The organism is Dentiradicibacter hellwigii (assembly GCF_041770905.1).
In the GTDB taxonomy this organism is placed as follows: domain Bacteria; phylum Pseudomonadota; class Gammaproteobacteria; order Burkholderiales; family Rhodocyclaceae; genus Propionivibrio; species Propionivibrio hellwigii.
The window spans coordinates 582,459-603,457 of sequence record NZ_JBEUWX010000002.1 but is presented as its reverse complement, the minus strand read 5'-3'; the positions used below and the strand labels follow the sequence as shown (position 1 = coordinate 603,457).

The 20,999-nt window shown below is 58.9% G+C and carries 18 protein-coding genes; 6 read left to right on the top strand and 12 right to left on the bottom strand.

Going from position 1 to position 20,999, the window contains the following annotated elements:
- Positions 1 to 94: 94 nt before the first annotated feature.
- Genes ABCS64_RS05105 through ABCS64_RS05095 form a run of 3 tightly spaced genes read right to left on the bottom strand, consistent with a single transcriptional unit; the run spans position 95 to position 3,011 of the window.
- Positions 95 to 1,024, bottom strand: a complete 930-nt coding sequence (locus ABCS64_RS05105; protein ID WP_418890820.1) for a hypothetical protein — start codon at positions 1,022 to 1,024, stop codon at positions 95 to 97.
- Positions 1,024 to 1,449 (bottom strand): DNA polymerase III subunit chi, encoded by a 426-nt coding sequence (locus ABCS64_RS05100; RefSeq protein ID WP_418890819.1) that lies wholly within the window; start codon positions 1,447 to 1,449, stop codon positions 1,024 to 1,026. Before ABCS64_RS05100 ends, ABCS64_RS05105 begins: the two co-directional genes overlap by 1 nt.
- Positions 1,446 to 3,011 (bottom strand): leucyl aminopeptidase, encoded by a 1,566-nt coding sequence (locus tag ABCS64_RS05095; protein ID WP_418890818.1) that lies wholly within the window; start codon positions 3,009 to 3,011, stop codon positions 1,446 to 1,448. The genes ABCS64_RS05100 and ABCS64_RS05095 overlap by 4 nt, the downstream gene beginning before the upstream one ends.
- Before the next feature lie 176 nt (positions 3,012 to 3,187).
- Between ABCS64_RS05095 and lptF the strand changes: the two genes are divergently transcribed.
- The 3 genes from lptF (at position 3,188) to ABCS64_RS05080 (ending at position 7,453) form a co-directional block, all read left to right on the top strand.
- A complete protein-coding gene (gene lptF / locus ABCS64_RS05090; protein ID WP_418890817.1) occupies positions 3,188 to 4,270 on the top strand; it encodes an LPS export ABC transporter permease LptF in 1,083 nt (360 codons plus the stop codon).
- Positions 4,267 to 5,340 carry an LPS export ABC transporter permease LptG gene (gene lptG, locus ABCS64_RS05085; protein WP_418890816.1) on the top strand — a complete coding sequence of 358 codons (1,074 nt, stop codon included), beginning with the start codon at positions 4,267 to 4,269 and terminating at the stop codon, positions 5,338 to 5,340. The genes lptF and lptG overlap by 4 nt, the downstream gene beginning before the upstream one ends.
- A 268-nt stretch (positions 5,341 to 5,608) precedes the next feature.
- Positions 5,609 to 7,453 (top strand): assimilatory sulfite reductase (NADPH) flavoprotein subunit, encoded by a 1,845-nt coding sequence (locus ABCS64_RS05080; protein ID WP_418890815.1) that lies wholly within the window; start codon positions 5,609 to 5,611, stop codon positions 7,451 to 7,453.
- A 589-nt stretch (positions 7,454 to 8,042) separates the two neighbouring features.
- On the opposite strand, the gene ABCS64_RS05075 is transcribed toward ABCS64_RS05080, so the two are convergent.
- The 3 genes from ABCS64_RS05075 to ABCS64_RS05065 all read right to left on the bottom strand — a co-directional run bounded on the left by ABCS64_RS05075 (position 8,043) and on the right by ABCS64_RS05065 (position 12,211).
- On the bottom strand, positions 8,043 to 9,152 hold the full coding sequence (locus ABCS64_RS05075) for a transaldolase family protein (RefSeq protein WP_418890814.1): 1,110 nt from the start codon (positions 9,150 to 9,152) through the stop codon (positions 8,043 to 8,045).
- Positions 9,153 to 9,358: 206 nt separating this feature from the next.
- Positions 9,359 to 11,311 (bottom strand): bifunctional 5-dehydro-2-deoxygluconokinase/5-dehydro-2-deoxyphosphogluconate aldolase, encoded by a 1,953-nt coding sequence (locus ABCS64_RS05070; protein WP_418890813.1) that lies wholly within the window; start codon positions 11,309 to 11,311, stop codon positions 9,359 to 9,361.
- Positions 11,312 to 11,341: 30 nt separating this feature from the next.
- Complete coding sequence (locus ABCS64_RS05065; RefSeq protein ID WP_418890812.1) at positions 11,342 to 12,211, bottom strand: MurR/RpiR family transcriptional regulator; 870 nt, start codon at positions 12,209 to 12,211, stop codon at positions 11,342 to 11,344.
- A gap of 342 nt (positions 12,212 to 12,553) precedes the next feature.
- On the opposite strand from ABCS64_RS05065, the gene ABCS64_RS05060 reads away from it, so the two are divergent.
- Positions 12,554 to 14,071, top strand: a complete 1,518-nt coding sequence (locus ABCS64_RS05060; protein WP_418890811.1) for a CoA-acylating methylmalonate-semialdehyde dehydrogenase — start codon at positions 12,554 to 12,556, stop codon at positions 14,069 to 14,071.
- A 296-nt stretch (positions 14,072 to 14,367) separates the two neighbouring features.
- On the opposite strand, the gene ABCS64_RS05055 is transcribed toward ABCS64_RS05060, so the two are convergent.
- From ABCS64_RS05055 to ABCS64_RS05045, 3 genes are all read right to left on the bottom strand, one after another.
- The gene (locus ABCS64_RS05055; RefSeq protein WP_418890810.1) at positions 14,368 to 15,663 is read right to left on the bottom strand and encodes a TRAP transporter large permease; all 1,296 of its coding nucleotides are present in this window, start codon (positions 15,661 to 15,663) and stop codon (positions 14,368 to 14,370) included.
- Entirely contained in the window at positions 15,660 to 16,193 is a 534-nt protein-coding gene (locus ABCS64_RS05050) for a TRAP transporter small permease (RefSeq protein WP_418890809.1), read from the bottom strand. The genes ABCS64_RS05055 and ABCS64_RS05050 overlap by 4 nt, the downstream gene beginning before the upstream one ends.
- A gap of 89 nt (positions 16,194 to 16,282) precedes the next feature.
- Positions 16,283 to 17,203, bottom strand: coding sequence for a TRAP transporter substrate-binding protein (locus tag ABCS64_RS05045; protein ID WP_418890808.1), 921 nt, complete (start codon positions 17,201 to 17,203; stop codon positions 16,283 to 16,285).
- On the opposite strand from ABCS64_RS05045, the gene ABCS64_RS05040 reads away from it, so the two are divergent.
- Entirely contained in the window at positions 17,202 to 17,429 is a 228-nt protein-coding gene (locus ABCS64_RS05040) for a hypothetical protein (protein WP_418890807.1), read from the top strand. The genes ABCS64_RS05045 and ABCS64_RS05040 overlap by 2 nt on opposite strands.
- A gap of 435 nt (positions 17,430 to 17,864) precedes the next feature.
- A complete protein-coding gene (locus ABCS64_RS05035) occupies positions 17,865 to 18,308 on the top strand; it encodes a LapA family protein (protein ID WP_418890806.1) in 444 nt (147 codons plus the stop codon).
- Between the two features lie 83 nt (positions 18,309 to 18,391).
- Here the strand turns inward: ABCS64_RS05035 and ABCS64_RS05030 are convergent, their stop codons facing one another.
- The 3 genes from ABCS64_RS05030 to earP all read right to left on the bottom strand — a co-directional run bounded on the left by ABCS64_RS05030 (position 18,392) and on the right by earP (position 20,910).
- On the bottom strand, positions 18,392 to 18,784 hold the full coding sequence (locus tag ABCS64_RS05030) for a lysozyme inhibitor LprI family protein (RefSeq protein WP_418890805.1): 393 nt from the start codon (positions 18,782 to 18,784) through the stop codon (positions 18,392 to 18,394).
- A 357-nt stretch (positions 18,785 to 19,141) separates the two neighbouring features.
- Positions 19,142 to 19,699 (bottom strand): elongation factor P, encoded by a 558-nt coding sequence (gene efp / locus ABCS64_RS05025; RefSeq protein ID WP_418890804.1) that lies wholly within the window; start codon positions 19,697 to 19,699, stop codon positions 19,142 to 19,144.
- A 47-nt stretch (positions 19,700 to 19,746) separates the two neighbouring features.
- Positions 19,747 to 20,910, bottom strand: coding sequence for an elongation factor P maturation arginine rhamnosyltransferase EarP (gene earP, locus ABCS64_RS05020; protein ID WP_418890803.1), 1,164 nt, complete (start codon positions 20,908 to 20,910; stop codon positions 19,747 to 19,749).
- Positions 20,911 to 20,999 lie beyond the last annotated feature (89 nt).

The following is a 20,999-nucleotide window of genomic DNA, read 5'->3' as shown; positions in this document are numbered from 1 at the left end:
ATTTTATGGGCGAAAGCGGCAAACTTCAACCGCTTGGCTGCGATCGCCCGATGAACGGCGCTTCCTCCGCCGGCAGGCCGGCAAACAGGTTTGATTACGCCGCCTCGTCGTTATCTTCCGGAGCGTGAGGCGTCAGGGTCGGGTATTGATGCCGGGTCATCGCTTCTCGCAGGGCATCATCGACGATGGCGGCGATGCCGGCACGCAGTTCTTTTTCTGCCGCATTGAGCAGGTTTTCAAGCAGGGCGGGAAGCTCGCTGGCAAGCCGTTCGCGGCATAGGCGGGTGATGTCGGCGGCCAGGTCAGCAGCCGCTTCATCCGCCGGCATTTCGCCGGTAGGCGATGCCGGATACGCCTCTTCAATGTCCCCGGGGCTATCCGCGGCGATATCGATCGTGCGGACAGTGGGGACTTCTTCAGCCGCTTCGCCAAAGACTTCTTCTTGTTGATGGTCGGGCGATGGCGGCTGCGTGGTGCCCGCCGGCGCGGCGTCGATCAAAATCACATCGGTCAAAATGGGCAGGTCGTCGTCTTCCGTCGGTGATTGTTCCGGTGGAGCGGAGATGGGCGAAGCGTCTTCTGTCAGCGCTGGCAGGAAGGACTGTTCAAGTAGCTCGGCATCTGGCGGGGTTGCCCATGCTGCAGGGTCGTCCTCCGGTGCGGTTTCCGGCGTGATTTCCTCTATGGCCTGTACGGTTTCCGGTGTCGGGTCCGGCTCGGATATCAGCGATGGCTCGGCAGGCGATAGCGGTGAGACGGCACCACGCCGGCGCATCATCAGCGAATCGACGCGGCTGAGAATTTCGGGCGTTTCATCAGCATCTGACGCATCCGTGAAATCTGTTGAGACGGCCTCTGCGGCATCCGGCAAGATGCCGGGGTCAAACGTATCGAAGACATCGAACGCTTCCGGCGCTTCGTACATATCCGCTGCATCCGCTGTGTCCGACATGTCGTACAGACCGTAGATGTCCCGTTTTTCCGGGGCGTCGGACGCATCGGTATGTGGGGACGTTTCTGGCATCAGCGCTTCTCCGCGAGATTGATCAGCCGGATCTCGTAGCCGCGATCCTTATAGAACCTGACGCGCTCGCGACCGTCGCTGCGCTCTTGCGCATCCTGCCCGACAATTTCGACCAGGCTGGTGAAGCGCGAAAAACCGGGCGGAACCTCGGCCGAGAGGTTGAGCAGGCGCTCGTGCTGTGTGGCCGTTTCCGCATCATGGGTGATGATGATCGGCGTTTCCGCAGCCAGCGGCGAGTCGCTCCGCACATGCGGCACAAAGCCGGTTGGCATTTGCGTCCATAACTGACGATCGAGGGTGTCGGCGATTTCGCGGTCGGGCGCATAGACGAGCATCGCCTTTTTTTGCCGAGCAACCTTGCCGATCAGTGCGGTTGCGGCGCTCAGTCGATTGTCGGCGTTGTAGTAGAAGAAAATTTGCGTCAATCCCTTCTCCCGGCGCGCTGGAGGAGATAGTGCGCGAGCAGGGGAACCGGCCGGCCGGTGGCGCCTTTGTCTGCGCCGGATTTCCAGGCCGTGCCGGCGACATCGAGGTGTGCCCAGTCGAATTTTTCGGCAAAGCGCGAGAGGAAGCAGGCGGCGGTGATGCTGCCCGCCGGACGGCCGCCGATATTGGCCATGTCGGCGAAGTTGCTCTTGAGCTGCTCGCGGTAATCCGCCCAGAGCGGCAATTGCCAGGCGCGATCGAGCGCGGTTTCGCCGGCTTCAAGCAGCTCGCCGGCCAGCGCCTCATCGTTGGCGAACAAACCGCTGGCGACATGGCCGAGGGCGATGATGCAGGCGCCAGTCAGCGTGGCGACATCGATGACCGCATCCGGTTTGAAGCGCTTGGCATAGGTGAGCGCATCGCACAGGATCAGGCGGCCTTCGGCATCGGTGTTGAGAATTTCGATAGTCTGCCCGGACATTGAGGTGACGATGTCTCCCGGCTTGCTGGCATTGCCGCCAGGCATGTTCTCGCAGGTCGGCACGAGGACGACCAGTTCGATCGGCAGGCGCAGCAGGATAGCGACCTTCAGCGCACCAAGTACGCTGGCGGCACCGCACATATCGAACTTCATTTCATCCATGCCTTCGCCGGGTTTAAGCGAAATGCCGCCGGAGTCAAAGGTGATGCCTTTGCCGATCAGCACCAGCGGCCTAGCGGGGGCGCCGTTCTTGCTGCGCTTGCTTGCCGGGTGTCCGCTGCCGTTGTTTGTGGCCTGTCCACGGTAATGCAGTACGATGAATTTAGGCGGTTGCCGCGAGCCGCGTGTGACCGAGAGCAGGGCGTTCATGCCGAGCTGCTCCATATCGGCGCGTTCCAGGATCTGGCAGTCGATATCGTACTCATCGGCCAGTTGCAAGGCGGTATCGGCCAGATAGGCGGGCGTGCAGACGTTGCCGGGCGTGTTCGCCAGATTTTTGGCGAGAGCCATTCCTTCGGCGATGGCCAGACCTTCGGCCAGCGCGGCCTGCGCCGCTTTCCGGTTTTTCTCGCTTTGTGCGGCGTTTTTCGCTGCGTCGATGGCAAGGGAAATGTGCTGTAAAGCGACCTGCGGCGCAGCCGGCTGGCTCTTGAAGCTGTCAAAGCGATAGGCCGTCTCCAGTGCCGCGATAGCTGCCTGCCGGATTTTCCAGGCCGTGCCGCGCCGGCGCACGGGCAACGCGCTTAAAGTCAGGTGGGCGGCTTCCGCACCGGTATCACGCACGGCTTTGAATGCGTGCCGGATTGCCGCGTAATAGGCGTGTTCGCAAAATTCCTTTTCCTTGCCCAGACCAACCAGAAGGACGCGCTGGCTGCCGGCGCCGGCAGGCGCGTGCAGCAACAGGCTGGTGCCGGATTTTCCGGTAAAGTCGCCTTGCGCGACGATGCGCTCAATCAGTTTGCCGATTTTCCGGTCGACAGCGGCTGCGGGCGGTGTGAGTTGGCCGGCTTCAAAAATACCGACGATGATGCATGCGTGCTGCGCTTTGTCCGGACTATTGCCTTTTATGCTAAATTCCACCGCTTGACTCCTTTGGCTGACGGGTTTTCGGGGTTGTTTCCATGCTTTGATGCCGGTTGAAGTTTCCGGAGCGAAGCTGGCATGAATCTCCGGCGGGTTTTGGGGCGGTTTGCAGTATTTTTCCGGCATTTCCGCCCGGTCCCGATTATCCGCGCCGTTTTTCGTATCGTCAAAAAATGATCTTTCAACGCGCAACACGGCGTGAATTCACGCAGGCGACGGCAGGCATCTTTGTGGCCCTGTTCGCTATCCTCGTTTCCACGCTGATGATCCGCCTGCTCGGCGACGCGGCGCGCGGATCGATTCTGCCTGAGGCCGTGGCGGCACTGCTCGGTTTTTCGGCGCTCAATTACATCCCGCCACTGCTCTCGGTTTCCACCTTTATCGCCATCCTGCTCTCGCTCTCTCGCAGCTACCGGGATTCGGAGATGGTTGTCTGGTTTGCCTCCGGTATTTCTTTGGGCGCCTGGGTGAGACCCGTGCTGGTATTTATAGCGCCATTGATCATCGTCATTGGTGCCCTGTCCCTGTTCGTTTCGCCGTGGGCTTTGTCGAAAAGCGCCGAGTACCGCGGCCTGCTGGAAACGCGTAAGGATACCGGGCAGGTACGGCCGGGCACGTTCCAGGAGTCCTCATCCGGCGACCGTGTCGTGTTCGTCGAGGCGATTTCGGAGGACGATATGCGGGTCAAAAACGTCTTTGTCAGCGCGTCAAAGAACGGGCGCGTTGATGTGACCATGGCGGCGACTGGCTACCAGGAGTTCGCCGAAAATGGCGATCGCTTCGTCGTTCTGGAAAACGGCAGCCGTTATGAACTCATGGCCGATTCGCCGGAATTCCGTGTGCTGGAGTACGGGCGCTACGCCATCCGGCTCGAAACCAAGGAAGCGCGCCGGATGGAAGAGATCAAACCTAACCAGATGCTGTTGCAGGATCTGATTAAAGGCGAGCATCGTTCTTTGAAGGCCGAGTTACTGTGGCGCATCAGCATGCCAGTGTCGGCCATCATCCTGGCGCTGCTGGCGATTCCGCTGTCCTTTGTCAATCCGCGCGCCGGCCGTTCGGCGAATCTGCTCTTTGCGCTGTGCGTCTGTCTGCTCTACAACAATCTGATCACGATCGGCCAGTCCTGGATTGCGGGCGGCAAGATTTCTTTTCTGACAGGGCTGTTCGGCGTGCATTTAACGATGCTGGCATTGTTGCCGCTGCTCTTTTTCCGGCGCATTGCCGTATTTTCTTTTTCCCGATTTTTCCAATGAGCGTCTATCGTCGCTATCTGATGCGCGAGGTGGCTGCGGCGATCTTGCTGGTGTTTGCTGGTTTTCTGGCGCTGTTTGGTTTTTTCGACATGCTGGGTGAAATCAGGAATGTCGGCGAGGGGGGCTACCAGTTTCGCCATGCACTGATGTTCGTCATCCTGCGTCTGCCGGGGCGTATTTATGAGCTGATGCCGGTTGCCGTACTGATCGGCACGCTGTATTCACTTTCCGCACTGGCGCGCCATTCGGAAATCACCGTATTCCGTGCTTCGGGAATGTCCACCGCGCGGCTGCTGGCCGTACTTTTTCAGGTGGCGCTGCTCTTTGGACTGCTGACTTTTGTCATCGGCGAGGCCGTGGTGCCGCCGAGCGAGCGAGCGGCGCAGTCGCTCCGGCTGCGTGAGCGCGGGCGCACCGTCGGCCAGGATCTGCGCAGCGGACTGTGGGTTAAGGATGAAGGCAGCTTCATCAACGTGCGTACTGTCTTGCCGGACAACCGGCTGCAGGGCATCCGCATCTACACTTTCGACCAAAAATTGCATCTGCAGTCGATTACCGAGGCCAAGGAAGGGCAATTTCGCATGCCCGATGGCTGGATGTTGACCGACGTGGCGCAGACGACTCTGTACGAAGACCGCTCGGAAACGGTTAAACAGCCGGAAATGACCTGGAAGTCGGCGCTCAATCCCGATCTGCTGTCGGTGCTGATGATCGCCCCGGATCGCATGTCGGTCATGCATCTAATAACCTATGTTCGCCATCTGTCCGAAAATGGCCAGCAAACGCAGCGCTACGAGATCGCCCTCTGGAAGAAGCTGATTTATCCCCTGGCGGCGCTGGTCATGGTGGCGCTGGCCCTGCCTTTTGGTTATACGCACAACCGCTTGAGCAACGTCAGCCTGAAAATCTTTGCCGGGGTGATGATCGGTGTCTTTTTCCACCTGCTCAACGGACTATTCTCCAATCTCGGCGCGATCAATAGCTGGTCGCCTTCGCTGAGCGCTGTGGCCCCCTCGGCGTTATTCCTCCTGGCCGCGACGGCAATGATCTGGTGGGTTGAGCGACGGTAATTTTCGGGTTGTGATCCGATTGGGCGGCTAGGCGCTATGTTTTCGGAATGGCCGGCGCCGGATGCGGAGAGAGGCAGCGTATCGACCCTGAATGGGCGGCGGCGCAGGCTCGATAATCGGCCGTGCGGTATGGTATGGCGCGGCATCAGCGATTCGTACCGCGGAGATTTTGAATAGCGCGGCAAAGTAGGCCGGCGAGCGTGATGAGTCTATGGATATGCACGGTATGTAATATGTACGATATGCATGGTCTACGAGGAAAAAGAAGATGAGCGATTTACCTATACCGCCTGATCTGAAGGCACGTCTGGATGTGCTTTCATCCGCCGAATTGGCGCTCGTCGCCGGTTATGCCTGGGCGAAAAGCCAGGCCGCTGGCGCAACGGCGGTTCCTGCTGCCGCATCGGCCGCAGCGGAAAAAGATCCGGCAGCCGCCTTAACAATTTCTGCGCCGCGCCGCGTGCAGATTCTTTCCGCCTCGCAAACCGGCAATGCACGGCGCGTGGCAAAAGCCCTGCACGAGCGCCTGACGGCCTCCGGCCTGGAGACACATCACAGCCCGATGGGCGATTACAACGCCCAGCAGATCAGCGACGAAGACATCGTGCTGCTGATCACCTCGACCTATGGCGATGGCGAACCGCCGGAAGAGGCTTTGCCGTTGTACAAGCTGCTGCGCGGAAAAAATCCGCCGCGCTTGGATGGCGTGGATTTTGCCGTACTGGCGCTGGGCGATAGCCTCTTCCCCAAATTCTGCCAGGCCGGCAAGGACTTTGATGAAAGCCTGGCCTTGCTCGGCGCCCGGCGGCTGCGCGATTGCGGATATTGCGATCAGGATTACCGCGCGGCGGCGGAAAGCTGGTCGAAAGACATTGCCGAACGCCTGCAAACGATGCCGGCGCGGAGCGGAGATAAAAGCGGGGAGAACAGCGGAGAAAGGCGGCCGGCGGCTTCCGATGCGGTCAACGCGGCCGCCGCCACGCCGGCTGCCTACGATAAATTCAATCCTTACGCCGCCCGCCTCCTGACGCGGCGGCGGCTGACCGCGCGTACGGCCGAAAAAGATGTCGAACACCTCGAAATCGACCTGGGGGATTCTGGACTGCGCTATCAACCGGGCGATACGCTCGGCGTCTGGTACGAAAATGCGCCGCAACTGGTCGCCGACATGCTTGTCTGCCACCAATTGCGCGGTGAAGAACGCGTGCAGATCGACGGGCAGGAAATCCCCATTGCCGAAGCGCTGATCCGCCAGCTTGACATCACGACATCGACGCCCGTGCTAGCCCAGTATTACGCCCAGCTCAGCCAGAACAGCGACTTACAGGCCGCCCTGGCGGCAGCCTCGGCGGATGAGGCTGCCCAAACGGCATTCTTGCGCGCCAACCCGCCGATGACCCTGTTCCGCGATTATCCGCACCCACTCGACGCACCGACGCTGGCCCGCCTGTTTCGCCCGCTGACCCCGCGCCTGTACTCGATCGCCTCAGCGCAGGCCAAGGTCGGCGAAGCGGCGCATCTGTGCGTCGGCGTCGTGCGCCACCGCCACGGTCAGGCGGCTTATGTCGGCGGCGCTTCCGGCTTTCTCGGCGAACGCCTGGCGGAAGGCGAGGCAGTGCGCATCTTCATTCAGGACAATCCGCACTTCCGTCTGCCGGCGGACGGCAACACGCCGATCCTGATGATTGGCGCTGGCGTCGGCGTAGCGCCTTTCCGCGCCTTCATGCAGCAGCGCGAGGCCGACAAGGCGCGCGGCGAGAACTGGCTCGTCTTCGGCAATACCCGATTTACCCAGGACTTCCTCTACCACGCCGACTGGCTCAAATGGCGCGGCGACGGGCTGATTACGCGCGCCGATCTGGCCTGGTCGCGCGACCGCGCCGAAAAAGTTTACGTGCAGCATAAATTGCTGGAAGCGGCCGCTGATGTCTGGGCCTATCTCCAGCGCGGCGCGCACGTCTATGTGTGCGGGGACGCCTCGCGCATGGCCAAAGGCGTCGAAGCCGCGCTGCGCGAGATCGCCCATCTGGAAGGCGGCATGGATGAAGAAGCGGCCGAGGCCTGGCTGGAGACGCTGCGCGAAGCCGGCCGCTACCAGCGTGACGTGTATTGAGCGCATCGGGCCAGGGATTGGTGCGTCGGACAATAAATTGGCGCGTGGTCTGCGCCGGGTAGCCTGACTGCCGAAGCCGGCCGGAAACGCCTGAAAAGCCGGTGTGCTGGGCACATCGCTGAAAGCCCCGTAAACAGTGGGCTTCAGCGGCGCGCTAGCCCAGGTAAAACGGGGCTTTCCGGGCAGGGCGCATAAATGCTGAAGCTGCTGACCACCGGCTTACGCTTGCATGCGTCGAACCGAAGGATTTAGGCGCCGGATTGAAGGCTTGAATGGGTCGGATCGGGATTGATGCGTCGATCGAGGTTGGTGCGTCGGACAATAAATTGGCGCACGATCTGCGCTGGGCAGCCTGACTGCCGAAGCCGGCCGGAAACGCCTGAAAAGCCGGTGTACTGGGCACATCGCTGAAAGCCCCGTAAACAGTGGGCTTCAGCGGCGCGCTAGCCCAGGAAAAACGGGGCTTTCCGGGCAGGGCGCATAAATGCTGAGAATGCTGGCCGCCGCTTTTTCCGGGCGGTCTACATGACGGCCTGTAACGGGTGATGAAAAGCTGTGCGTCGGCCCCGGCGGGTGCCGGGGCGATGCTTCAGTGTTTTTTGTCCGGATTCGGAATCATGACATCGCGCACGATGCCTTGCAGTTCGTGGTAGTGCTCGCAGAAAACGCGCAGCGTGCGGGCGGTGGCGCCGAAGGTGTCGAATTCTTCGATGCGCATGCCGTCCTCGTCGTAAGCGCGGCGGAAATCCGGAACCATGGTGTATAGCTCGTCGATAATGTGCGGGGCGACGGGATCCTGCATGCGCGGCTTGACTTCCACCGATGAGGTGTTGAAGAGTTTTTGCCATTCGTAGGGAATCGTCAGGATGACATCGCCGCCGATGAATTGCGACCAGTGCAGGTGGTTGCGGTAAGCAGCGGAAAGCAGGCGGGTGCGGTAGCCGCGCGCCTGGTAGATGCCGTAGGCTTTTTTGAATGCGGCGACGCCGGCCCAATCGGCCACGCCGGGCGTCAGCAGAACGCCGTCGTGGCTGGCGGCGATCTTGATCCAGTCATCAAGGCGGCCGACCATGATCGTGCAGGCCGGGAAGAGATGATCGACGGGTTTGCCTTCTTGTTCGCGGCGGCGCAGGCCGCGCTCGACGGCTTCGGCGACGGCGATTGCCTGCGGTACGGTGAAAGAGACGGTGGCGTTGATGGTGACGCCGCGGTAGGTCGCTTCCTCGAACGCTTTGACCCCCGCCGCCGTCACCGGTATTTTGACCTGGATGTTCGGCGCCAGTCCGTCAAAATGGACAGCCTGTTCGACGAGCGCCTGCGTGTCGCGGTAGAAGGTCGGGCTGGTCTGCATCGAGAGCCGCCCTTTGCGGCCTTTTTCGCGCTCGAAGATCGGCAGGAGCATGGCCGCGCCTTCCAGCCCGATCGCTTCGATCAAATGCCAGGCGATTTTGTCTTCCGCTTCGCTCGGGTGGGCGGCGATGATGTCAAGCAGCGTCTTTTTCCAGTTGGCAAATTCTTTTTTGAGTACGTTGAGTACGATGCTGGGGTTGGTCGTTGCGCCGACTGCGCCGTTGCGAATGGCGTACACCAGTTCTTCACGCGAGCAGGAGTCGTTCCAGTAATCGGTCGGCGTGGTGCTGACGGTGCGGTACAGCGGGCTAGAGGTGTCGTATTCCTGCGGTTTTGCGGTAGCGTTCATCGTCTTGCCTTTCAGGAGGAGTTGAGGGCTGGATAACAGGCATCCGGCATGCGCTTCCATGATCGATGGCGGCCGATGCGCCGGGTGCGCACCGAGATGTCGATTAGACAATAGATATTCTAAAACTAAATGTCAATAGAAATTAAATTCTATTTTTGGCGTTGACCGTCATCGCGCCCGGCATGATTGGCATGTGCCAAACCGGTTCAGTGATCGGCGTGAATGGCCTGCCAGGCGCGGATTAAGCGTTCAAAACTCGTACAGCAGCGCCGGATGAGTTCGGCATCATCGATGCGGCCGTGCAACCAGTCCTGCGCGGGCGCGTGGAAGATGCTGCGGCCGACGGCGAAACCGCGGCAACTGCGGCTGTGGCGCGCTTCGGCGAAGGCCGTGATCAGCCGTTCGATCGGTGCGTTGAGGCCGAGCATGACGACGCCCCGGCTGTAGGGGTCGCGCTGCGCAATCAGCGTGTCGATGCGTTGCCAGTTCTCGGCGCTTTGCGGCGGCAGCTTCCACCAGTCGGGGCGGATGCCGAGATCGTAAAAACGGGTCATGGCGCGGATGACGCTGTCGTCGTTGCCGGGCGCCTCGTGGCTGGGATCGCCGGGGATGGCCGGGATCAGTTCGAGCAGGAGTTCATGACCGCTGCTGGTGGCGGCCTCGCTCAAGGTGCGCATTTGATTTTCCTGCGCCTGCCGGCGCGGGGCGGGGTCGTCAGGATGGTAAAACACCAGGCATTTGACGATCTGTTCTTTGGGCCAGTGTTCGAGTACGGCGGCGATGGGGCCGACGGCCTCGAAAACGACCGGGTTCGATTCCGGCCGTTCGACCGGCCGGCCGATCCACCAGCCACGGCCCGTGGCGGCATGCAGTGCGTCTTCGCCGTACAGGTCGTCGATCAGCGCGCCGATGCGGCCTGCCAGGCCAAGCCGTTCTTCCGTCAGCGCGACGGTATCGACCAGCAGTTTTTTCAGATGCGGCAGCCGCTTTTCTGAAACGCCCGCCTGGCGCGCCAGTTCATAAAGCTGGCTGCGATGGTCAAAAGCGAAGATGAAAACCTCGTTCCAGATGCGCCGTTTGGGCGTGACATGGTGCAGCCAGTTCAGAGTGAGGTCGTGCGCCGGTTCGGTCAGGCAATCGGCATGCGCGAGAAAATAGTCCAATTCGGCTTCGGTCGGCATGGCGGGCGCGCAGGCATGACGCGCGACGACCAACGCGCCGCTGGCGTTGCCGCGCCGGCAGCAGACGCCGTAGTCCGCCCCGCGCAGCCAGCCGGAGAGGAAGCCGGCGAGAAAGGCGTCGCCAGCGCCGAGCAGGTTGAGCACTTCGACGCGCGGGCTGGGGACGGAGAAAACCTGGTCGAGACATGCCGGGATCTCGCCTTCGATAACCGCACAGCCCCGCGCCCCCAGTTTGATGACGAGGGTGGCCGGCGTCAGCTTGCGCACGGCTTGCAGGGATACGCGCAGATCCTGGGCGCCGCCGGCAATGTTGAATTCTTCTTCCGTGCCGACGATGAGGTCGAAATGCGGCAGAATTTCCTGAAAATGGCGCGTGACCGCCAGGCTTGGGATATAGCGCGTTTCGCCGTCGCCCGGTGTTGTCAGCCCCCATAAAACGGGGCGGAAGTCAATGTCGAGCAAGGTGCGGACATTGTGCCGGCGGGCGTATTCCAGCGCCAGCAGGCTGCCGGAGCGCACGCGCGGCGTCGAAAAATGTGTGCCGGTGATATGCAGCGCCATGCAGTCGGCGATGAAGGCTTCGTTGACATCTTCCGGACCAAAAGCCATGTCGGCGCAGTTATCGCGGTAAAAGAGCAGGGGGAAGGTCTGCCGATCCTTGATGCCGAGGATGGCGAGCGCCGTCATCCGTTCCGGATCGACCTTGATCTGCGAAACGTCACAGCCTTCATCAGCCAGCGTTTTGATGAGGAAGCGCCCCATCTGCTCGTTGCCGACGCGGGTAATCATCGCGCTACGTAAACCAAAGCGCGCGCAGCCGAAAGCGACATTGCCTGATGAGCCGCCCAGGTATTTGGCGAAGGTGGAGACGTTTTCAAGGTCGCAGCCGTACTGGTTGGCGTACAGATCGACCGCAAGACGGCCGATCGAGGCAATCTCAAAGCGGCGTCCCGCGGCAAATTGTGTTTTGTTTTTCATCGCAGCCCTCCTGCTTTGGGATGCAACGGACTAGGCGCCGGTTTTTGCCGGCATGGCGGGCGGTGCGTCCAGGTCGAGTTCGAGCCGGTAGGCGAGGGCGATGAACAATGATTGCGCCAGGCACATCATGCTGGACAGTGCCCGGAAGAAGTAGGTTTCTGGTTCTTCCACCCTGAGCGTCGCGGTGGCGAGCCGAGCAATCGGCGAGAGCGAGCTGTCGGTAATGGCGATAATGTCGGCGCCGCGTTCTGCGGCCAGTTCGGTGCAATGGCGGGTTTCTGCGCCATAGGGCGCGACGCTGATGGCAATCAACGCATCTCCCGCGGCCAATGCGCCTACCTGTTCCCGAAACATGCCGCCCATGCCGTCGATCAGGGCGACGCGCTTGTTTGTATGCGACAGCGTATAGCTCAGATAGGCGGCGACGGGGTACATCCGGCGCACCCCTATGATGTAAATGTGATGCGCTTCCTGAAGAATGCTGACCGCGCGTTCAAAGGCGGCTTCGTCAAGTTCCTGGCTGAGCGCGGCGATGCCATTCTGGCAGCTTTGCATGAAACCGCGCGCCAGTTCGGCGCTGCGCATCTGCGCCGTATGTTCGCTGATGACGGCCTGAATGCGCTGCCGGTATCCCGCTTCCGCAGCGCCGCTGGCGTAGGCGTCGCGGAATACCGCCTGCAATTCGGAGAATCCGGAAAATCCAAAGCGCTGGGCGAAGCGCACGACGGCCGACGGTTGTACGTCGCAGGCATGGGCGACGTCGAGAATGCGGGCGATGACCATATTCTGGCGATGCTGCGTGACATATTGCGCAATCGATTTCAATTGCTTGGGAAGGCCATCGTAGGCCTGCGCAATGTGCTGGATCAGGTCTTCGATGCTGTTTTCTTGTTGTGCCATAAGCGTATTTATGCGCGTGTGCGCGTCTCATGCCAAGGATGGAACGGCAGAGCAATGCGGTAATGGGGCGATGAAATGCCGGCTGCTCATGCGGTCAATCTAAGGAAGCCGGGCGCGTCTGTCAAACAGAAAAAGCGAGAAAAAGCGGAAGAGAAGGGCGCTGAGATGCGGCTCAGGCATTGTCGATGCATCGGAACAGCAGCGAAATAGAAAAAATATTTTATTTTGTGTGTATAGAAAGAAAAAAAGTTGCAATCCAACGTGAAGGGCGCTATGTTTGAAAAAACCGCCTCTCTTTCGAGACTTATCCCACCGTGATTTTTTCAAGCGAGGAATATCAACATGGCCGAAATCAAGCGACTCAAATATTGCATCAATAACGAATGGCTGGCGTCCGCAACGGGAAAATACATGCCCGTGATGAATCCGAGTACCGGCGTGCAGATTGCCGAAGCGCCCTGCTGCACGCAAGCCGAGGTCGATGCGGCGGTCAGCGCCGCCGCCGACGCTTTCCCGGCCTGGGCGGAGACACCGATTCCGCAGCGGATTCAGTTGATGTTCCGCTTCAAATCCCTGCTTGACAGGCATCTCGATGAACTGACAGAGCTGCTGGCTACAGAAATGGGCAAGGTTGTCAGCGAAGCGCGCGGCGACGTGCTCAAGGCGATCGAAGTCGTCGAATGTGCCTGCGCGACGCACTACCTGATGCAGGGCGATACCTGCATGAACGTCGCCAGCGGTTACGACACCGTCTCCTACCGTGAGCCGCTGGGCGTTTTCGTCGGCATCGCGCCGTACAATTTCCCGGCCATGATTCCGATGGGCTGGATGCTGCCTTTCTGCATCACGACCGGCAACACATTCGTGCTCAAGGCGGCGTCCATGGTGCCGCAAACCTCGATGCGCATGCTGGAATTGCTGATCGAGGCCGGTTTGCCCAAGGGCGTTGTCAATCTCGTGACCTGTTCGCGCGTCGAGGCCGATTCGCTGCTCGCCAACCCGCTGGTCAAAGGCATCTCCTTCGTCGGCTCGACGTCGGTCGGCCAGCATATCTACGGGACGGCCGCCGCCGCTGGCAAGCGCGTACAGGCTTTGTGCGAAGCCAAGAATCATGCGCTGGTGCTTGAAGACTGCGTGCTGGAACGTACGGTCGCCGGCGTGATCAATTCGACCTACGGCTGCGCCGGCCAGCGTTGCATGGCGTTGCCCGTCGTCTGCGTGCAGGAATCGATTGCCGATGATTTTGTGGCGCTGCTCAAAAAGAAAGCCCTGGAACTCAAACTGGGTGCGGCCTACCTGCCGGATTCGCAGCTGGGGCCTTTGGTTTCGGCGGCGCAGAAGCAGTCAGTAGAAAACTGGATTGCCCGTGGCGTCGAGGAAGGCGCGAAGCTGGTACTCGACGGCCGCGGCGTCAAGGTGCCGGGCTGCGAGAACGGCTATTTCGTCGGTCCCACCATCTTCGACCATGTCAAGCCGGAGCACGCCGTTGGCAACGAGGAAATCTTCGGCCCTGTGACTTGCGTCAAGCGTATCCGGGACTTCGAGGAAGGACTGGCGATCATGAACGCCAATCCTTTTGCCAACGGTTCCTGCATCTATACCCGTTCCGGGCGTTATGCGCGGGAATTTGCCAGACGCACGCATGGCGGCATGGTCGGCGTCAACGTCGGGATTCCGGTGCCGTATTCGATTTTCCCGTTTGCCGGCCATAAAAAATCGTTTTTTGGCGACCTGCACGCGATGGGCAAGGACGGCGTGGCCTTTTATACCGAAACGAAAACGGTCACTTCCGTCTGGTTCACTGAAGAAGACGCCCAAAAGGCGGTGTCCACCTGGGACGGCACGCTGACGCGCAGCTAAACGTTCTGGCATGCGGCGGGCAGGTCAGGCCAGAGGTTGCAGCCGCCTGCCTGAACGCACCACCGATGCACGGCGTATGGGCCGTGCAGGAATGTAGAAAAATGAAAGGCGCACTGCCGGTAATCCGGTGGTGCGCCTTTGGTCTATTGGGGAGTGGTTTTGGAATGAGCGAAATCGGCTGAATGGGCTTTGATGTGGTTTTGAGCGCGCTGCCCGCAATGCCCCGTGTTTATTGGGCTAGAGGGCCGCGCAAGCCCGCGTATTTAGGGGCGCGCAGGCTTGCCCGCATCAGCCGGTCAGTTGAAACCGAGCCAGGTTGGGATAATCGTCGAAATCGGCTCGCAGAATACGGTCAACAGAATGACCAGCGTCATGGCGAGGATGTACGGCAGCACGGAGATGGAGAGCCGTTCGACCGACACGCCGCTGAGCCGCGAGGCAACAAACAGGTTGACGCCCATAGGCGGCGTCAGCAGGCCGACCTCGTTTGCCATGACCATGACGACGCCGAAGTGGATCGGGTTGATGTCGAGCTGCGCCAGTACGGGCACCAGTACGGGCGTGACCAGGATGACCGTCGCCAACGTTTCCATGAACATGCCGAGTACGTACAGCAGGGCGACGATGAGCAGCATGATGAAGTGCTTGTTGTCGGTGATTGAGACCATGAAGGCGGCGAGCCGCGTGGGCGCTTCTTCGTAGGTCAGGATTTTGCCGAACAATGTGGAAGCGCCGACGATGATGGTAATGGCGCCGCAGAGCATGACGCCTTCCATCAATGAATCGTAAATATCCCGCAAGGTCAGGCTGCGGTTGACCACAAAGCCGACGAATAGCGCCCAGAGCACGGCGACGATGGAGGCTTCGACAGGCGTGGCCAGGCCGGAATAGATGGAGCCGAGCACAATGACCACGGTGGCGAGCGAGAAAAAGGACTGGCGGCAGATGCCGAGAAACGCCTTCAGGGAAAAACTCTCTACCGATTCGTCCGCCTTGAAACCGTTGCGTTTGGCCAGCAGCCAGGCCGTGAACGAAAGCGCGGCCGCCATGATGGCGCCCGGCAGGAAGCCGGCGGAGAACATGCCGGTGATGGAGACGTTGGCGATGATCGCGTACAGAATCATCGGGTTGCTCGGCGGAATCAGGATGCCGATGGTGCCGCCCGTCGCCGCGGCGGCGCCGGCGTAACGCGGGCTGTAATTGTTGCGCATCATGGCGGGGACCATGATGGCGCCCACGGCGGCTACCGTACTGGTCGCCGAGCCGGTAATCGAGGCAAATACGGCGCACGCCAGGATGGTGGTGATGCCGATCCCGCCGTACAGACGCCCGACCAGGGCGCGCACGACATTGATGATCTGGTTGGTGATGTTGCCGCGTTCCATCAGGCCGCCGGCAACGATGAAACAGGGAATCGCCAGGAGCGGAAAGATATTCAGGCCGTCGAACAGCGAGGAGTGGATGACCGAGAGAGGCAATATGTCGCTCGTCAGCAATGCGATGGATGCCGCAATAGTCAGCGCTGCGTAGATGGGCAGTCCGAGCAGGAAGAGGACAAACATGGCAATGAGGGCAATGGAGAGGATACTCATGATGCGTTCTCCTCGGCGGGAATGCCCATTTCCGTTTCCAGCGCCACCAGTTCATAGAGCCGCCCGTTTTTCATACGGATGAGGTAGCTTTCCACGATGCGCCACGACATGAGCAAGGCACCAATGGGGATGACCGCTTCCACATAAGCGATGTTGATGCCCAGTGTTGCCGAAATTTCGCCGAACTCCACGGCTTCGGCGACGAAGCCCGCGGACAGGTAGGCGAGCGAGAGGTTAAATCCGATCAGGATGAGGTCTGCAAAGATGCGGAAAGCCAGCCGTGCTTTGACCGGCATCAGCATGAACTGTGCGGTGACACGCACATGCGCCAGCCGTTGCGCCGCCACCGCCGTGCCCAGATACACCGTGCCAATGAAGCAGAAACGGCTCATTTCTTCGGCCCAGGCCAGGGAACCGCCGGAAACGATGCGGATGACCACTTGCAAGGTCAGGCAAAGAATCATGACGGCCAGCAGGATGACGCAAATATAGGCCTCGAAATTGTCGTACAGTTTCCGCATGAAGCGCATGGCAGATCTCCGGTTCGCGGCAGAATTTCCGGTCAATGGTTCCATGGCTCCCCGGCCGGCATGGGCCGGGGAGAAGGGGGTTCAGGCGCTTATTTCTTGGGCAGTGAGCCGATGATGGCAAGCGCTTTGTCCGTGAGCGCTTTCATTTCCGGCGTTTTGATGAACTCCGGCCAGATGGCGCGGGCTTTTTCCTTCCACTTGTCTTCGTCCGTCAGGTAATCAACCTTCATGCCGTTGGCGATGCTTTCTTTTTTGCATTCTTCTTCATAGGCGGCGGCAAACTGCCAGTCTGCCTTCTGCGCTTCCTTGGCGGCGCGAAGTACCAGCGCCTTGGTGTCGGCATCGAGCTTGCTGAACCAGCGGTCGCTCGCGAGAATGGCGCCGGTCCAGAGCATGTAGTGGATTTCGGTCATGTATTTCTGGATTTCCCAGAACTTGTGGTCACGGTTGGTGGCGTACATGTTTTCCTGACCGTCGATGACGCCCTGCTGGAGCGCATTGTATGTTTCTGACCAGGCCATAGGATGCGGCTCGATGCCAAAAGCACGGAAGGCGGCAAGCTGAATGGCCGAGGGAGAAACGCGCAGTTTCAGCCCTTGCAGATCTTCCATTTTCATAATCGGTTTCTTGTTATTGGTAATGCTCCGGTAACCGCCGATCATCCAGCCCAGCGGGCGCGTTTTGGATTCCTTGGCGACCTGATCGGCGAGCATGTTGGTAAACGATTCATCACTCAGCACGGCATAGGCTTCGTTCAGGTTGGAAAAAAGGTAGGGCAGAACAAGCGCATTGACCGAGGGGGCAAACGGCGTCAGGTTGCCGTTGAAGAGGGTGGCGATATGCAGCTCGCCATTGCGCAGTTGCTTGACGTTGGCGGTTTCATCGCCCATGGAGCCGCCCAGGAAGAGTTTCACCTGAATGGCGCCTTCCGATTCCTTTTCTACGATTTCCTTGAATTTGTTCAGCGTGACCGCATGTGCGCTGGTCAGGCTGTTGGCGGAGGCCGTCATGATGGTCTGCTTCTTATATTTCGCGGCAAATGCCGTTGTCGGCATCAGTGTGGCACTGGCGATAGTGACGGCGGCGAACAGAAATGAAAACCCAAGTGTTCCAATGGCGCTTCCCTTGCGTAAAAACTTCCCCCACCGATTAGCGGGAACTGTTGATGCGGCAGATACCGTAATGCTGGATGACAGAATCGTTTTCATACTGTTTTTCCTCTTCATGCTTTCGTGAATGCTGCTCTGACATTGGCTGTTTGCCAAAGCGTGTGGTGATCTATGCTGCCTGACGTTGTTGTGGGCCTCCTTTTCATAAATGGAAGGGTGAGTGCTGCTTTCGGGTACGGGAAAAATCGGCGTTCCGTCCCCTTTTCTGGCGTTTTGCCGGCATTTTACGCAAAATATCGCCCGCATCCGCTCAGGAAGACAATAATTTTTCCAAAAATAAAAGTCAATAGAAAATTGTTTCTATACGGCGGGTAGGCTTCGCATATTTTTGGATTTTCAAGGTGATACCAGGCGCGGCTGTCCGGCAAAGTATCAATCAATGGCCGGAATTCCCTGAACCTGGGTTCAGACTTGATTACAAAATAGAGTAACTTGGCATACCGGAAATTGCACCGTTGCTTGGTACTATCGGACTTTCCGATTCATTTGTTTGGAGATTTTCATGCAAAGACTCGTAAACTGGTTCGTATGGTTGATTGTGGCCGCGCTCGTGGCGTTGTCGATAATCAATTGGGAAACCCTGGCGATTCCTGCGCGGCTCGATCTTCTGCTGTTCAGCATTGATGCGCCACTCGGCCTGGTTCTGGTTGGGGCGCTGGGGATCCTGACAGTTTTATTTTTTCTGGCGACATTGCATAACCAGATTGGCGCATTGCGTGAGACAAACCGTTTGAATAAGGAGATCAATCGTCTCCAGGCACTGGTCGATCAATCGCAGCTGTCCATGGTCGATACCATGCGCGCGGAACTGAAGGATGAATTTGCCGCGCTGCATCGTCGCTTTGACCTGTTGCCGGAGGTTTCAAAAACACTCTCGCAACCGCCGGAAACACACACGCCGCCAACGGCGCCCGCCGAAAAGACGGTGGTCGTCGATTATATTTGAGGCGACAAGCATCGGCCGGGAAACCGGCAAGCGGCCGGCCGGGTGGCGAACCGATCCCGGCCGTTTGCTTTAGTGAGTAGGGCTTATTGCGCCAGTTTGCTGTTCTGGCAGCCGGCGCTGATGCATTCCCGATAACGATCTTGCAGGAACTGCGCGCGTTGGATGGTTGTTTGCGTGGCGCAGTTGAGATCGACAAGAAAATTATCGCCTTCATGCCGGCTGCAGTTGTTGTTGCGCGTTTTGATCCAGTCGATCTGCCCGGCTTTTAGCGCGGTCTTGCCATTGGCGTCCAGCTTGTCCATCAGCTTTTTGTAATTCTTGTTCAGTTCTACATCGGCCTCTTGGTACACCTTGCTGAGGCAATACATATCGTCGAAATTGTTGCGCGGTTTGTCGCAGGCGGAATTGGACAATGCGCTGCCAGCAAAACTCATCAAGCCGCTTGCGGCAAGCATCAGGGTGATGACTTTTTTCATAGGGGTTCCTTTGTCGATGGGGTTGGGCCGATAGGTGAGGCGTTAATTGATTGGGATTGGGAATGGGAATTTAACGGATGGATTACCTGCCGCACACTTTTCGGAGCGAAGCATTCTATACGCCCGCAACCCCTTGTGGATAGGGCATCCTGGAAAGGGCGCCCGGAAGTCCTTTATCCACGGGCATCTCCGGGCGCCTGCCCGAAGCGCCTTTATCCATGCGGGTTTGCGAAGGGGTGGCCGGAAATGCCCTATCCACAAGGGGGTGCGGGATGCCGTTTCTGGGATGCACTTTGGCTGGCGGTAAAAACAAAGGCGGCCGAAGCCGCCTTTGTTTTTGATGTACGAGCCAAAGGATTACTTGACGCGAGCGCGGTATTCATCCGTACGAGTATCAATTTCGATTTTATCGCCGATTTCGACGAAGGCCGGTACGGGAAGCTCATGACCAGTGGCAAGGCGTGCCGGCTTCATGACTTTGCCTGATGTGTCGCCCTTGACAGCCGGTTCGGTATAGACGACTTCGCGCACGAGGATCGTCGGCAATTCGACGGAAATGGCTCTGCCATTGTAGAAGACGGCTTCGCAGGTCATGCCGTCTTCAAGGTACTTGAGCGCATCTTCCATGTATTCGGCTTCAATTTCGTACTGGTTGTATTCGGCGTCCATGAAGACGTACATCGGGTCGGCGAAGTAAGAGTAGGTCACTTCCTTGCGGTCGAGCTGAACGGTGTCGAACTTGTCATCGGCGCGATAAACGGTTTCGGAAGGGGTGCCTGTGAGCAGGTTTTTCATCTTCATCTTGACGACCGAGGCGTTGCGGCCGGATTTGCTGTATTCGGCCTTGAGGACGACCATGGCGTCGTTGCCGACCATGAAGACGTTGCCAACGCGGAGTTCTTGAGCGGTTTTCATAAAATTAACCTGTATTCAGAGAATTATAAAAATTACGAAGAAAAATTTTAGCCGCGCATTATAGCCTTGGATTGGTAGAAATACACGAGGGCGCTGCATAAATCCTGCTGTTTTGACAGATTTTTCTGCCATTCTTGTGCGTATTGGCGCAATTCCGACAGGCTTCCCAGCCAGTCGTCGATGCAATGCGCGGTGAGCGTTTCAAATCCGTTCCATGCCAGATGGAAGCGACGCAGGCGGGCACCGGTTTTGGTATCCAATAAGGCTGTGTAGCGGTCAAGGAAGGCGTCGAGTTTGGTGCGATGCGCGTGATCGCTTTGCAGATAAATTTGCCAGACCAGCGGGCGGGCGGCCCATTGCGCACGGACAAAGGAATCCTCGCCGCGTACAAAATTGATGTCGCACAGCCAAAGCAGACGGTCGTAATCCGGCTGATCAATCCAGGAAAATGTGTAGATTTCTAGCGCGCCGCGCCGGTAGCATGCGCCCGCCTGTATCGGCTCCCCGAGAAATGCCTCGATGTCCGTCTGCGTGCGTGTCATCGGTGCCAGACAGTAGATGGGGGCATGGCTGTTCGCTCGCTGCTCTAGGCGCTTCAGCAGCATCGGTAGCGCCGGATTCTCATAGGCAAAGAGAGAAATCAGAAGCGGTGTATTCCGCGCATTTTCGGGCATCGAAAAGCCGAGCCTGCGCCAGAATGATGTGCGTTGGGCCGTTGAATCAAGGAATTGTTGGCGATGTACATCCAGATGATGTTCGCGCAGTAGTCCGCCCGTGGTTTCATCGAAACCGGGAAAAAAGAAGAATTTGGTGAGCGGCAGGCGTGGATGGGGTGAAGGCAGTGTGTGGTAGCCGCTGACCCAGGCTTCGGCGCTTAGGTAATCGAGATTGATCCAGACCGGCGGTACGGGCTTTTTTGCCATGGCTTCGACAAAACTTTCCGGTAAATGGCAGGCAAAGGTCTCGATAACAAGATCACCCGGTTCGATCGTTTCGCCAGCGGTATCGAATGGATCCTGCCAGCGGAAAATTTCGATTCCGGCAAATATTTGCGTATGCCGCCGTGGGTCGATGTCATGGCAAATACCGGCAAAAGCCGCTAGGTCATCGACCCATAGGCGAACAGCCAGACCATGTTCGCCAGCTAGCTGCTGCGCCAGCCGCCAGCAAACACCAATATCACCGTAATTATCGATGACGCGGCAGAACATGTCGCACCGTTGTACGTATACGGGGGCAGTTGTTGTCATCGAAGAGAACGGGCGGTGTGAAAAAGGAGGCATGGGGAAGGCATGGGAGA

Excerpts from the sequence above, each read along its gene's own strand:
- ABCS64_RS05105 (WP_418890820.1), bottom strand. The coding sequence starts at position 1,024 with ATGCCAGAAACGTCCCCACATACCGATGCGTCCGACGCCCCGGAAAAA.
- lptF (WP_418890817.1), top strand. The coding sequence starts at position 3,188 with ATGATCTTTCAACGCGCAACACGGCGTGAATTCACGCAGGCGACGGCA.
- lptG (WP_418890816.1), top strand. The coding sequence starts at position 4,267 with ATGAGCGTCTATCGTCGCTATCTGATGCGCGAGGTGGCTGCGGCGATC.
- ABCS64_RS05080 (WP_418890815.1), top strand. The coding sequence starts at position 5,609 with ATGAGCGATTTACCTATACCGCCTGATCTGAAGGCACGTCTGGATGTG.
- ABCS64_RS05075 (WP_418890814.1), bottom strand. The coding sequence starts at position 9,152 with ATGAACGCTACCGCAAAACCGCAGGAATACGACACCTCTAGCCCGCTG.
- ABCS64_RS05070 (WP_418890813.1), bottom strand. The coding sequence starts at position 11,311 with ATGAAAAACAAAACACAATTTGCCGCGGGACGCCGCTTTGAGATTGCC.
- ABCS64_RS05065 (WP_418890812.1), bottom strand. The coding sequence starts at position 12,211 with ATGGCACAACAAGAAAACAGCATCGAAGACCTGATCCAGCACATTGCG.
- ABCS64_RS05060 (WP_418890811.1), top strand. The coding sequence starts at position 12,554 with ATGGCCGAAATCAAGCGACTCAAATATTGCATCAATAACGAATGGCTG.
- ABCS64_RS05055 (WP_418890810.1), bottom strand. The coding sequence starts at position 15,663 with ATGAGTATCCTCTCCATTGCCCTCATTGCCATGTTTGTCCTCTTCCTG.
- ABCS64_RS05050 (WP_418890809.1), bottom strand. The coding sequence starts at position 16,193 with ATGCGCTTCATGCGGAAACTGTACGACAATTTCGAGGCCTATATTTGC.
- ABCS64_RS05040 (WP_418890807.1), top strand. The coding sequence starts at position 17,202 with ATGATGGTCTGCTTCTTATATTTCGCGGCAAATGCCGTTGTCGGCATC.
- ABCS64_RS05045 (WP_418890808.1), bottom strand. The coding sequence starts at position 17,203 with ATGACGGCCTCCGCCAACAGCCTGACCAGCGCACATGCGGTCACGCTG.
- ABCS64_RS05035 (WP_418890806.1), top strand. The coding sequence starts at position 17,865 with ATGCAAAGACTCGTAAACTGGTTCGTATGGTTGATTGTGGCCGCGCTC.
- ABCS64_RS05030 (WP_418890805.1), bottom strand. The coding sequence starts at position 18,784 with ATGAAAAAAGTCATCACCCTGATGCTTGCCGCAAGCGGCTTGATGAGT.
- efp (WP_418890804.1), bottom strand. The coding sequence starts at position 19,699 with ATGAAAACCGCTCAAGAACTCCGCGTTGGCAACGTCTTCATGGTCGGC.
- earP (WP_418890803.1), bottom strand. The coding sequence starts at position 20,910 with ATGTTCTGCCGCGTCATCGATAATTACGGTGATATTGGTGTTTGCTGG.